The organism is Vibrio chemaguriensis (genome assembly GCF_012275705.1).
GTDB classification, from domain to species: domain Bacteria; phylum Pseudomonadota; class Gammaproteobacteria; order Enterobacterales; family Vibrionaceae; genus Vibrio; species Vibrio diabolicus.
The window spans coordinates 37,153-49,102 of sequence record NZ_SHOE01000031.1; the positions used below are offsets into that span (position 1 = coordinate 37,153).

Below are 11,950 nucleotides of genomic sequence, written 5' to 3' on the forward strand. Positions count from 1 at the left end.
AGTCGATTGATTCGCTTTAATTGCATTATGCTGTACAAAAAAGTATAACAATTTGATAACGGATAAAAATAACCACAAGGACGACCATTTGGCTGTTGCACCGTCTATTCTCCCAAGAGTTCTGGTCATTTATGCTCATCCAGAGCCACATAACTCGATTGCTAATCAAGTGATGATTAAAAAAGCTCAGTCGCTTGATCACGTCACTGTGCACGATCTTTACGGTGTTTACCCTGACTTCTTTATTGATGTGAATTATGAACATGAGTTGTTGCTCACGCATGATGTGATCGTGTTTCATCACCCGCTTTATATGTATTCATGCCCAGCCCTGTTAAAAGAGTGGTTGGACCGAGTGCTGGGCAAAGGTTTTGCTTTTGGCGGAGGTTCGGCGCTAGAGGGAAAATACTGGCGCAGTGTGATTACAACGGGGGGGAAAGAAGAGGCCTTTAGCGCGAAGGGGTACAACAAATATCCATTAGAGCAAATCTTACAACCGTTTGAACTGACGGCTGCCCTGTGTCAAATGCACTGGATTGAACCTTTGGTGTTGTATTGGTCGCGTAATGTCTCGGATATTGAGCGGTATGAGCACGCAGAATTGTATCGTCGGTGGTTGAACAACCCACTTGAAAACTGGGAAGCAACAGACCAAGGAGGTCAGTATGGCGATAACCAGTGAGTTTCTTCAAAGTAGCGTGGTCTTTCTCTCGGCTGCGGTTATCGCGGTGCCGATTGCTCAGCGTCTCGGACTTGGCTCGGTTTTAGGTTATTTACTTGCCGGTGTGTTGATTGGCCCTTGGGGTCTTGGCTTAATCAGTGATGTTGATGCTATTTTGCACTTTGCTGAACTTGGGGTCGTGTTGTTACTGTTCTTGATCGGCCTTGAGCTAAATCCTAAAAAACTGTGGCAAATGCGAGGACCGATTCTAGGTTTAGGCGGCGCGCAGGTGGTGGTTACGACCGCCGTGCTAGGCAGTGTCGTCAGTATGTTCGGCGTAAGCATGCAAGTGAGTTTGGTGATTGGGATGGGGTTGGCGCTGTCCTCAACGGCAATTGCTCTAAAAGTGATTGAAGAGCAAGGGCTCAATGGCACCGAAACGGGTCAGTCTGGTTTTGCAGTATTGCTCTTTCAAGATATTGCAGTGATCCCAATGTTGGCAATGTTGCCCTTGCTTGCTGGCGGGCAGAGTGGTGGTAGTTGGTTGGATGTCTTCACGGTATTAGGCAGTGTGGTGGCCCTGTTGATTGGTGGCCATTTCTTATTGCGTCCACTATTTCGTTTTGTTGTGATGAGCGGCGTTCGTGAGCTCTTTACCGTCGCCGCACTATTGGTCGTGCTTGGGATTTCTGTCGTGATGCAAAAGCTTGGGCTTTCTATGGCTCTAGGAACTTTCTTAGCCGGCGTTCTGCTGGCTGAGAGTGAATATCGACATGAATTGGAAATCGCTATCGAGCCGTTTAAAGGTTTGTTGTTGGGGTTGTTCTTCATCGCGGTTGGCATGGCGGTAAATTTGGGGTTATTGGCATTACACCCTTTAGAGATTCTGGGCGCGGTGGTGGCTTTGGTGGTGGTTAAGGGCTTGGTTTTGTATGCATTGGCGAGAGCTGCCCGTGTCGGAGCCAAAGCGAGAAGCCGTATGGCCGCGATTTTAAGCCAAGGTGGTGAGTTTGCCTTTGTCATATTTACCGCAGCGAGCCAAGAGGGCATTTTATCCAAAGAGCAAGTGGCGTTTTTGTTGGTGGTGGTCAGTTTATCCATGGTGACGACACCACTTTTGCTGATGGGACAAAAAAAATGGTTTGCTCATACCCTGAATCAAGAAGAAGAGGGCATGACCACGAAAGTAGTGGATCGTCGGCCGCGTGTGATCATTGCAGGCTTTGGACGTTTCGGTCAGATCGTCGGACGTTTAATGTATGCCAATAAAATCAAAGTGACGGTATTAGAAAGTGATGCCAGCCAAATCCACCTACTGCGCAAGTATGGTTACAAAGTGTTTTATGGCGATGCTACCCAAATTGATCTTTTGCGGGCTGCTGGCGCAGATAAAGCAGAAGCATTGGTCATTTGTACCGATTCACCTGATGAGGTGATGGCCATCGTTGATATCTGCCGCGTGCACTTCCCGAAACTTAAGTTGCTAGCCCGAGCAAGAAGCCGTGTCGAGGCGTATCAGTTAATGAGCCACGGTGTCGAGAATTACTCTCGTGAAACATTTTTAGGGGCATTGGATCTCGGTCGTCAAGCGCTCGTAGAACTTGGTATGCACCCTTATCAAGCAAAGCGGGCAGAAGCACATTTTCGTAAGTTAGATAATGCTATGCTTAAGGACTTATTGCCTCAGCACAATGAAGATAAGAAATTGGCTCAGAGAGCGAAAGAGGCACGCAAAGAGCTAGAAGAAATTTTTGGTCGTGAGATGGAGAGCGACCATCAGTCACCTAATCATTGGAAGTAGTACTTGAGCCAAGACTCAAGCTAAGGAAATAGCGTGAAAATCAAGAAACGTTTTATTGCCGGCGCTAGCTGCCCAAATTGCAGCCAGCAAGATACCCTGCGCTGGTGGATTGAAAATAATATCGAGTTAGTTGAGTGTGTCGAGTGTGAGTTTACTGAGCAGCGTAAACCGCAATCTGTAGAGAAAAATAAACACTCAAATCAGGAAATGATCGGAATTTTTAAGCCGGAATAATTGAACTTCGATAATTGATCCCCATAATACACCCAGATATCTCAGTACTTAACCCCATTCAGGTTAAGTCAATTAATCTCCCTGGAGTTAGTATGAAAATTGAAAAGAACGTTGTTGCAAGCCTTGCATACAAAGTAATGTTGGAAGACGGTGTCGTTGTTGATCAATCAACAGCAGAAGCGCCTCTAGATTACCTTCACGGTCACAACAACCTAATCACTGGTCTTGAAAAAGAGCTTGAAGGTAAAGTGGCTGGCGACAAGTTCTCAGTAACGGTAGCTCCTGAAGAAGCTTACGGCGAGCACAACGATGCGCTAGTACAACGCGTTCCTGCGGACGTATTCCAAGGCGTTGACCAAATCGAAGTGGGCATGCGCTTCCTAGCTGACACTGACCAAGGTCCAATCCCTGTAGAAGTAACAGAAGTTGATGGCAACGAAGTGGTTGTTGACGGTAACCATATGCTAGCTGGTCAAACACTAACTTTCGAAGTAGAAGTTATGTCTACACGTGAAGCAACAGCAGAAGAGATCGAACACGGTCATATCCATCAAGCTGGTGGTTGTGGTCATGACCATGATCACGATGATGAAGGCTGCTGTGGCGGCGGCAGCTGTGGTTCTCACTAATCACAAGCTCCTTCACTAGATAATCTTATCTAGTAAAGCTTTGAAAAGCGCAAGTTGAGGTTTCAACTTGCGCTTTTTGTTTATCTAAGGTGTAGTGCATAGAAGAAAAGAACAACTCATGGAAAAAGCGATGACAAAACCTTTCTCGATTGCGATTCATGGTGGCGCAGGCACCATTTTACGTGAACAGATGAGCAATGAACTTCAGCAATCGATCTTGGCTGATTTGGAAGCGTCGGTAAAAGCTGGCTATCAAATTCTAGAGAAAGGCGGCGACGCTTTGGATGCGGTTGTTGCTGCAGTAAAAGTATTGGAAGACTCGCCTAACTTTAATGCGGGTAAAGGCTCGGTGCTGACCAACAACGAAATGGTAGAAATGGATGCCTCTGTCATGGATGGTCGAAACCAAGCCGCAGGCGCGGTCGCTGGTGTTCGTCATATCAAGAATCCAATTGAGCTCGCTCGTGACGTGATGCGAAACAGCAATCACGTGTTGTTGGTGGGTGAGGGCGCAGAGAAGTTTGCTTTTGAACAAGGCCATGAGTATACCGAACAGGATTACTTCTTTACTGATCGCCGTTATGAGCAGTTGCTGTCTATGCGTGAGAAAGGGCAGTTTGCTTTGTCGGAGTCTCGTTACCCAGATGATCGTAAGCACGGTACGGTTGGTGCGGTGGCATTGGACCAACAAGGCAACTTAGCCGCTGCCACCAGTACGGGTGGCGTGACGAATAAGAAATACAACCGAGTTGGGGATTCGGCTTTGATAGGCTGTGGCACGGTGGCCGAAAATGGCGTTGTCGCGGTTTCAACTACGGGTGTCGGTGAGTTTTTTATCCGTAAACGTGCCGCAGAAGACGTCGCCGCGCGGATGCGTTACTTACAAGAAGATATTCATACTGCTTGTGAGCATATTATTCAGGGGGAACTGAAAGAGATGGGCGGCGAAGGCGGTTTAATCGCAATTGACGCGCAAGGTGAGCTGCACTTTGCGATGAACAGCTCTGGTATGTACCGAGCTGGCATCAACACTCAAGGCGAGTTGAGCGTCAAAATCTACGCTGACGAATAGCTTCCCCTTGAGCAACATTCTTAAGTAATCAATACAAAAAAGCCCAGAATATGTTCTGGGCTTTGTGCTATTTGAGCCTGCATTTTAATAATGCGGTGGTGGGGTTTCTTCTGACGGATCGGCTAAATTCGACGAGTCCATATTTTTTACTTTACCTACCACATATTTCATCTGATCGAGCATCTTGGTAATTTGCAGTTGCTGCTGCGATAAGGCGCCGTTCAGATCTTCAATAGTCTGTTCTTGGAACGCAAGCTGACATTCTAAGTCATTAATGCGTGCTTCCAATTGCTGAATGATTTTTTCTGTCATGATCCGTTCTCTAACTGCCAAGCTTGGGCAATACCTGCTGAAGTAGCAGTAATTACGCGTTGTTTTGAATCAAAGGCTGCATCATACACGACCGCACGGGGAGGGCGAGTGTCTTTTTTTGGCTCAACTTCAAATCCGCCAATCCGTTTTCCGGTTTGAGTATCCCATATTGAAACGCGGCCAGAAGGCGTTCCTGTCACTAACTGAGTTCCGTCATCAGAAAATCGCGCAGTAGAGAAGATCAATTGGCGCGACCAACTGCTCAACTGTGTGACCTCTTGTCCAGTTTTTAAATCCCAAATTACCGCTTGGTTTCCGCCATCGGATGTCATTGCTAACTTGCCATCTCGTTGCAGGGCAACACGAACAACCCGTTGTTCATGTTCGAAGGTCCGCAGCACTTGTCCGGTTTCGGTGTCCCACAAATACGCTTTGTAGTCATTACCACCAGTCAGTGCGAATCGGCCATTAGGAGAAATGGCGACGGAATTGACTTTTTCACGATGCGCAAGGAACTCCAAGCGACGTCCGGTGACTAAGTTGACGTAAATTGCTTTACCGTTGGATAACCCGAGCAGAACTTGCTCACCGTTACTGGTGATATCAACGTCGCGAATGAGCGCATCAGAAATAGACCAAAGGCCTTCGGATTGCGTCCAACCTAAGTCCCAAACTGCGAAGTTCATTTGGCTTGCTGTGACTGCATAGCGACCATTGTCTGAGATACGAATATGGGATACCACGTTGGCATCGGCATCGAGCTCACCCAGGTTGGCTAGTTGTTCATTTTGCTCTAGGTCCCACAACATCAAATGGTGTTGCTGAGAATAGAGCAGAGCAAATCGTCCATCTCTGCTAAGTGCGAAGCTCGTCGCACCCTGAGGTTCTATCGGCCAACGCTGCACTTCACGCTCGGCGAAAAAGCAACCATTTAACGTGGTGATGACAATTAAATATAGGAATAAATGAGAAATTCTTTGCATCACATCTAATAATCCGGTTTGTGTCTTAAGACATATAGCTAGTATATTGGTATAACGATTGTCTTCACTAGTCTCATAGAAGATTTGTGCACAACAACCAATGGCAAAGCCATTATTGGGAGAATTTAATGAAATCAGTTTTAAAAGTGTCGCTACTTGCTGCAACAGTTATGCTAGCGGTAGGTTGTCAGAAAGAAGAAACTAAAACAGAAGCCGCACCTCAAGCAGAACAAGTTCAAGCAGAAACCGGTAAAGCGGTTCACTTTAAAACCGACGACGATAAAGCGGCATACGCAATCGGTGTTTCATTTGCTAACTACCTAAGCACAAGCATCGACAAGCCAAGCGAAATCGGCATTAATCTTAACAAAGACTTGGTGCTAAAAGGTATCGAAGACGTCTTCAAAGGCAATGCTGAGTTGAATGAAGAAGAAACACGTGCAGCACTAGAATCTCTAGATAAGCGTGTTGCTGAAAAGATGCAAGCACAAGCGGCTGAGAAAGCAGCTGAAGCAAAAAAAGCTGGCGATGATTTCCGTGCTGAGTTCGAGAAGCAAGAAGGCGTAGTGAAGACAGATACAGGTCTTCTATACCAAGTTATTACTCCTGCTGAAGGTGAGAAGCCAAAAGACACTGATACGGTTCAAGTACACTACAAAGGTACGCTAATCGATGGTACGCAATTTGATAGCTCTTACGATCGTGGTGAACCTGCAACATTCCCACTTAACCGTGTAATCCCAGGTTGGACAGAAGGTGTTCAGCTAATGCCTGTGGGTTCTAAATTCAAATTCGTTATCCCGCCAGAGCTAGCATACGGTGATCAAGACACACCAAGCATTCCTGCTAACTCAACGCTAGTATTTGAAGTTGAGCTGCTAAAAGTTGAGAACGACAACGCAGAGCAATAACAATAAGCCGCGATAAGTTATTGAAAAAGGTCCGTTTAACGGGCCTTTTTTGTTCTAGGTCACTAGTTGGTGAGTTTGCTAGGTTGATTTTCAAATTTTCTGATAAACTTACACCAATTTGTTGATTTTTCGCTCGAAGGCTTATGACAACTACAGAAACAATAAACGCGGAGATGCTGCTCGAAATGGAATCCGTTAACGTGATGCCGTTTACCGAGCACGACAAAATCATTTTAAGATCTTATGAGGCGGTCGTTGATGGTATCGCCAGCCTGATAGGTCCCTTTTGTGAAATCGTTCTTCACTCGCTAGAAGACTTAAATACCTCTGCAATTAAAATCGCTAACGGTGAAAACACGGGTCGCCAAGTCGGCTCACCGATCACTGACTTAGCGCTTAAAATGCTAAAAGACATCGAAGGCTCGGAGCGCAACTTCTCACGTTCGTACTTTACCCGTGCAAAAGGTGGCGTGTTGATGAAGTCGATCACTGTCGCCATTCGTAATGGTGAAAATCGCGTTATTGGTTTGTTGTGTATCAACGTCAGCTTGGACGCGCCCTTCTCGCAAGTCCTTCAATCTTTCATGCCAACGCAAGAAGCAAAAGAAGCGGCTTCCTCGGTTAACTTTGCTAGTGACGTAGAAGAGCTGGTGGACCAAACTGTTGAACGCACCATCGAAGAGATCAATGCGGATAAATCCGTATCGAACAACACCAAGAATCGCCAAATCGTGATGGAATTGTACGACAAAGGCATCTTCGATATTAAAGATGCCATCAACCGCGTTGCAGATCGTCTTAACATTTCAAAACACACCGTCTACTTATACATTCGTCAACGTAAAACCGAGGACGATGAAAAGTGAGTAAACTGACTTACACGTTGGTGGTGAACGGTCCTGTTTACGGTAGCCAGTCAGCGCGCAGTGCTTATCAGTTCGCCAAGGCGGTGATTGAGCAAGGCCATCAGTTAGTGAGCGTTTTCTTTTATCAAGAGGGCGTGACCAATGGTACTGCTTTGAGTGTGCCTGCCAACGACGAATTTGATCTCAATAAGGCATGGCAATCTTTGGCAAAAGAGCATGGTGTTCGTCTAGAAACTTGTGTTGCTGCGGCTTTGCGTCGCGGGATCGTAAGTGAAGAAGAAGCGAATCAACATGGTTTGCTCCAGAGCAATCTAGCGGAAGGTTTTGAGCAAGCCGGCTTAGGTAGCTTAGCCGAAGCGATGTTAACCCAAGACAGAGTGGTACAGTTTTGAGTCAGCTAACTTATCTATTTCGTAGCGCACCGCATGGCAGTGCGGCTGGCCGTGAAGGTGTGGATGCACTGTTAGCCGCGTCGGCTTACTGTGAAGATATCAGCGTCATTTTCATGGGCGATGGGGTTTACCAGCTTCTACTAGGACAAGAACCGAGTAAGATCTTGAGCAAAGATTATGCGCCGATGCTGAAGCTTTTCGATTTATACGATATTGAACAAGTCTTTGTGTGCTCAGAGTCATTAGCTCAGCGAGGTTTGGCTCAAGCGGACTTAGTCATTGAAGCTCAAGCGTTAAGCTCAGAGCAGCTCAAAGATAAGTTGCAACACGCTGGCAAGCTACTGTCGTTCTGAGGAAGTTATGCTACATATTATAAAAACGGTCTCCGCTCTAGAAGACGCCATGCCCTTATGCAGTGCACAGGATGACATCTTACTTATAGAAGATGCCGTGTACGCTGCTAATTCGCAGCATAAAGCGTTCTCCCACCTAAAAAACCGCAGTGTATTTGTGCTAGAGAGCGATATTCACGCTCGCGGTATTGCGAATCGTATCAGTCCATCACTGACGATCGTGAATTACTCAGGCTTCGTTGAGCTCACAGTTAAACAGGATAAATCGCTTACTTGGGATTGAACGTGATTTACTGTCGCTAAAGCTTTACGGATGAATTGTCCTAATTGAACAAAAAAGATCCGTATATTTCTTGACACACCTCTCACTGCTGCATAGAATTTTGCGTCCCTAACTGCAATGGTAGTTGGGGATAGATTTTTCACAAAGCTTACTTTCAAGTAAATCAGGAGCTAGTTAATGGCAACTATTAACCAGTTGGTACGTAAGCCTCGTGCAAAGCAAGTTGTTAAAAGCAACGTGCCTGCACTAGAAGCGTGCCCACAAAAACGTGGTGTATGTACTCGTGTTTACACTACTACACCTAAAAAACCTAACTCAGCACTTCGTAAAGTTTGTCGTGTACGTCTGACAAACGGCTTCGAAGTTACATCGTACATCGGCGGTGAAGGTCACAACCTTCAAGAGCACAGTGTTGTACTAATCCGTGGCGGTCGTGTAAAAGACCTTCCGGGTGTACGTTACCACACTGTTCGCGGTGCACTTGACTGTGCTGGCGTTAACGACCGTAAACAAGGTCGTTCTAAGTACGGTGTGAAGCGTCCTAAGTCTTAATGGATTCCGTTAAGTAAGGCCAAACACTAAATTATTTTTAATTTTTTGAAAAAACTGAAAAGTTTTGGATAAAACCTGAAGAAGACAACGGAGATAAATCCATGCCACGTCGTCGCGTCATTGGTCAGCGTAAGATCCTTCCAGATCCAAAATTCAAATCTGAATTGCTGGCAAAATTCGTTAACATCCTAATGGTTGACGGTAAAAAATCTACTGCAGAGAAAATCGTTTACACTGCACTAGATGCTATGGCTGAAAAGTCTGGTAAAGACCACTTAGCTATTTTTGAAGAAGCTCTTGAAAACGTACGCCCTGCGGTAGAGGTTAAATCTCGCCGTGTTGGTGGTTCAACTTACCAAGTACCTGTAGAAGTACGTCCGGTTCGCCGTAACGCACTTGCTATGCGTTGGTTGGTTGAAGCTGCGCGCAAGCGTGGTGAAAAATCTATGGCTCAACGCCTAGCAGCTGAAATGCTAGACGCGTCTGAGAACAAAGGTACTGCGGTTAAGAAACGTGAAGACGTTCACCGCATGGCTGACGCAAACAAAGCGTTCGCTCATTACCGCTGGTAATACCTTCTGTGCTGCGAGGTTCTCTCGCAGCACTTTTCTATACTCTAAGGTACACCTTAGTAAGAGGATACAATCGTGGCTCGTAAAACTCCTATTGAGCGCTACCGTAATATCGGTATCTGTGCTCACGTAGATGCAGGAAAAACAACCACAACTGAGCGTATTCTGTTCTACACTGGCCTTTCTCACAAAATCGGCGAAGTTCACGATGGTGCAGCAACCATGGACTGGATGGAGCAGGAGCAGGAACGTGGTATCACTATCACATCCGCTGCGACTACTACATTCTGGCGTGGTATGGAAGCACAGTTCCCTGAGCATCGCGTAAACATCATTGATACCCCTGGACACGTTGACTTTACTATCGAAGTAGAGCGTTCTCTTCGTGTACTTGATGGTGCTGTGGTTGTGTTCTGTGGCTCATCTGGTGTTGAACCTCAGTCTGAAACTGTATGGCGTCAAGCAGACAAATACCACGTTCCACGTTTGGTATTTGTAAACAAGATGGACCGTGCGGGCGCAGACTTCCTACGCGTTGTGGACCAAATTAAAAATCGTCTTGGTGCGAATCCTGTTCCAATCCAACTGAACGTTGGTGCAGAAGATGAGTTCAGAGGTGTCATCGACCTTATCAAGATGAAGATGATCAACTGGAATGAAGCCGATCAAGGCACTTCGTTTACTTACGAAGACATCCCAGCTGACATGATCGAACTTGCTGAAGAGTGGCGCAACCACATGGTTGAATCCGCTGCTGAAGCTAGCGAAGAGCTGATGGACAAGTACCTTGAAGAAGGTGAATTGACTGAAGCTGAGCTCAAACAAGCTCTACGTACTCGTACACTAAACAACGAAATCGTACTGGCCACTTGTGGTAGTGCGTTTAAGAACAAAGGTGTTCAAGCGGTACTAGATGCTGTGATCGAGTTCTTGCCATCGCCAGTTGACGTACCTGCAATTAAAGGTGTTGACGAAAGAGAAAATGAAGTTGAGCGTCACGCTGACGACAACGAACCATTCTCTGCGCTAGCATTTAAGATCGCGACTGACCCATTCGTGGGTACGCTAACGTTCATGCGTGTTTATTCTGGTGTAGTAAACTCCGGCGACGCTGTTTACAACTCTGTAAAAGAGAAGAAAGAGCGTTTCGGTCGTATCGTTCAGATGCATGCGAATAAGCGTGAAGAAGTGAAAGAAGTTCGCGCTGGTGATATCGCTGCTGCTATCGGTCTGAAAGACGTAACAACAGGTGACACACTGTGTGATCAGAACCACAAAGTGATTCTAGAGCGCATGGAGTTCCCTGAACCAGTTATTCAGATTGCTGTAGAACCTCGTTCTAAGGCAGACCAAGAGAAAATGGCTATCGCGCTAGGTAAACTGGCTGCGGAAGATCCATCATTCCGCGTGGAAACGGACGACGAATCAGGTCAGACTCTGATCTCAGGTATGGGTGAACTTCACCTAGACATTATCGTTGATCGTATGAAGCGTGAATTCAGCGTTGATTGTAACGTTGGTAAACCTCAGGTTGCTTACCGTGAAACCATTCGTGGTAAAGCGGAAGTTGAAGGTAAGTTTGTTCGTCAATCAGGTGGTCGTGGTCAATACGGTCATGTGTGGGTCAAACTTGAGCCTTCTGAACCTGGCGAAGGTTTCGTATTCGTAGACGAAATCGTGGGTGGTGTGATTCCTAAGGAATACATCAGTTCGGTATCGAAAGGTATCGAGGAACAAATGAATAGTGGTGTTCTAGCGGGTTACCCTGTACTAGATATTAAAGCTACACTATTTGATGGTTCTTACCACGATGTAGACTCAAGCGAGATGGCGTTTAAGATCGCTGGCTCGATGGCATTCAAGAAAGGTGCACTAGAAGCACAACCTGTGATTCTAGAACCAATGATGAATGTCGAAGTAACCACTCCGGAAGACTGGATGGGTGACGTTGTTGGTGACCTAAACCGTCGTCGCGGTATCATTGAAGGCATGGACGAAGGTGTGGCTGGTCTTAAGATCATCCGTGCTCAAGTACCACTATCTGAAATGTTCGGTTACGCAACTGATCTACGTTCTGCAACTCAAGGCCGTGCGTCTTACTCTATGGAGTTTCACGAGTACGCTGAAGTGCCGAAAAACTTCGCAGATAAAATTATTGCAGAGCGTGGTTACTAATTGACGATTGAACTACAAAAAGTTTACGACTTTTTGCGAGATCAGGGCGTCCAAATATTGCGCTAACGGGCGTTGGCGCATAAAATAACAATTTCTGGCGCGTCGTCGATCAATAATGATCACGACGAATCATAACTAGGAAGGAACACGATCG

Annotated in this window: 15 protein-coding genes; 13 read left to right on the plus strand and 2 right to left on the minus strand. The window is 46.2% G+C overall.

The genetic code is table 11. The features are described 5' to 3' along the window. Positions 1–88 precede the first annotated feature (88 nt). The 5 genes from kefG to EX191_RS20510 all read left to right on the plus strand — a co-directional run bounded on the left by kefG (position 89) and on the right by EX191_RS20510 (position 4,397). Positions 89–682 (plus strand): glutathione-regulated potassium-efflux system ancillary protein KefG, encoded by a 594-nt coding sequence (gene kefG, locus EX191_RS20490; RefSeq protein ID WP_046874534.1) that lies wholly within the window; start codon positions 89–91, stop codon positions 680–682. After that, positions 666–2,462, plus strand: a complete 1,797-nt coding sequence (gene kefB / locus EX191_RS20495; RefSeq protein ID WP_046874533.1) for a glutathione-regulated potassium-efflux system protein KefB — start codon at positions 666–668, stop codon at positions 2,460–2,462. The genes kefG and kefB overlap by 17 nt, the downstream gene beginning before the upstream one ends. A gap of 33 nt (positions 2,463–2,495) precedes the next feature. After that, positions 2,496–2,696: a YheV family putative zinc ribbon protein gene (locus EX191_RS20500; RefSeq protein WP_193448378.1), complete on the plus strand. Its 201-nt coding sequence runs from the start codon at positions 2,496–2,498 to the stop codon at positions 2,694–2,696. A gap of 92 nt (positions 2,697–2,788) precedes the next feature. After that, the gene (slyD, locus tag EX191_RS20505) at positions 2,789–3,325 is read left to right on the plus strand and encodes a peptidylprolyl isomerase (protein ID WP_047010415.1); all 537 of its coding nucleotides are present in this window, start codon (positions 2,789–2,791) and stop codon (positions 3,323–3,325) included. A gap of 130 nt (positions 3,326–3,455) precedes the next feature. Next, a complete protein-coding gene (locus EX191_RS20510; RefSeq protein ID WP_193448379.1) occupies positions 3,456–4,397 on the plus strand; it encodes an isoaspartyl peptidase/L-asparaginase family protein in 942 nt (313 codons plus the stop codon). 84 nt (positions 4,398–4,481) lie between these two features. Here EX191_RS20510 and EX191_RS20515 read toward each other — a convergent pair whose 3' ends face one another. Further along, entirely contained in the window at positions 4,482–4,709 is a 228-nt protein-coding gene (locus EX191_RS20515) for a SlyX family protein (RefSeq protein WP_005381455.1), read from the minus strand. Continuing rightward, entirely contained in the window at positions 4,706–5,692 is a 987-nt protein-coding gene (locus EX191_RS20520; protein WP_031780644.1) for a WD40 repeat domain-containing protein, read from the minus strand. Before EX191_RS20520 ends, EX191_RS20515 begins: the two co-directional genes overlap by 4 nt. Positions 5,693–5,820: 128 nt before the next feature. Between EX191_RS20520 and fkpA the strand changes: the two genes are divergently transcribed. The 8 genes from fkpA to fusA all read left to right on the plus strand — a co-directional run bounded on the left by fkpA (position 5,821) and on the right by fusA (position 11,796). Beyond that, on the plus strand, positions 5,821–6,603 hold the full coding sequence (fkpA, locus tag EX191_RS20525; protein WP_005397659.1) for an FKBP-type peptidyl-prolyl cis-trans isomerase: 783 nt from the start codon (positions 5,821–5,823) through the stop codon (positions 6,601–6,603). A gap of 143 nt (positions 6,604–6,746) precedes the next feature. Then, positions 6,747–7,469, plus strand: coding sequence for a helix-turn-helix transcriptional regulator (locus EX191_RS20530; protein ID WP_193448380.1), 723 nt, complete (start codon positions 6,747–6,749; stop codon positions 7,467–7,469). After that, a complete protein-coding gene (gene tusD / locus EX191_RS20535; protein WP_005397650.1) occupies positions 7,466–7,861 on the plus strand; it encodes a sulfurtransferase complex subunit TusD in 396 nt (131 codons plus the stop codon). The genes EX191_RS20530 and tusD overlap by 4 nt, the downstream gene beginning before the upstream one ends. Then, positions 7,858–8,214, plus strand: a complete 357-nt coding sequence (tusC, locus tag EX191_RS20540; RefSeq protein WP_005397648.1) for a sulfurtransferase complex subunit TusC — start codon at positions 7,858–7,860, stop codon at positions 8,212–8,214. The genes tusD and tusC overlap by 4 nt, the downstream gene beginning before the upstream one ends. A gap of 7 nt (positions 8,215–8,221) precedes the next feature. Beyond that, entirely contained in the window at positions 8,222–8,497 is a 276-nt protein-coding gene (gene tusB, locus EX191_RS20545; protein WP_041852883.1) for a sulfurtransferase complex subunit TusB, read from the plus strand. A gap of 177 nt (positions 8,498–8,674) precedes the next feature. Continuing rightward, a complete protein-coding gene (rpsL, locus tag EX191_RS20550; RefSeq protein WP_004399892.1) occupies positions 8,675–9,049 on the plus strand; it encodes a 30S ribosomal protein S12 in 375 nt (124 codons plus the stop codon). A 101-nt stretch (positions 9,050–9,150) separates the two neighbouring features. Further along, complete coding sequence (gene rpsG / locus EX191_RS20555; RefSeq protein WP_005382796.1) at positions 9,151–9,621, plus strand: 30S ribosomal protein S7; 471 nt, start codon at positions 9,151–9,153, stop codon at positions 9,619–9,621. A 75-nt stretch (positions 9,622–9,696) separates the two neighbouring features. Then, entirely contained in the window at positions 9,697–11,796 is a 2,100-nt protein-coding gene (gene fusA / locus EX191_RS20560) for an elongation factor G (RefSeq protein WP_005397643.1), read from the plus strand. Positions 11,797–11,950: the final 154 nt, after the last annotated feature.

Coding starts and splice junctions, on each gene's coding strand:
- fkpA (WP_005397659.1), top strand. CDS start 5,821: ATGAAATCAGTTTTAAAAGTGTCGCTACTTGCTGCAACAGTTATGCTA.
- EX191_RS20515 (WP_005381455.1), bottom strand. CDS start 4,709: ATGACAGAAAAAATCATTCAGCAATTGGAAGCACGCATTAATGACTTA.
- EX191_RS20520 (WP_031780644.1), bottom strand. CDS start 5,692: ATGCAAAGAATTTCTCATTTATTCCTATATTTAATTGTCATCACCACG.
- EX191_RS20510 (WP_193448379.1), top strand. CDS start 3,456: ATGACAAAACCTTTCTCGATTGCGATTCATGGTGGCGCAGGCACCATT.
- EX191_RS20530 (WP_193448380.1), top strand. CDS start 6,747: ATGACAACTACAGAAACAATAAACGCGGAGATGCTGCTCGAAATGGAA.
- kefB (WP_046874533.1), top strand. CDS start 666: ATGGCGATAACCAGTGAGTTTCTTCAAAGTAGCGTGGTCTTTCTCTCG.
- slyD (WP_047010415.1), top strand. CDS start 2,789: ATGAAAATTGAAAAGAACGTTGTTGCAAGCCTTGCATACAAAGTAATG.
- rpsL (WP_004399892.1), top strand. CDS start 8,675: ATGGCAACTATTAACCAGTTGGTACGTAAGCCTCGTGCAAAGCAAGTT.
- rpsG (WP_005382796.1), top strand. CDS start 9,151: ATGCCACGTCGTCGCGTCATTGGTCAGCGTAAGATCCTTCCAGATCCA.
- tusB (WP_041852883.1), top strand. CDS start 8,222: ATGCTACATATTATAAAAACGGTCTCCGCTCTAGAAGACGCCATGCCC.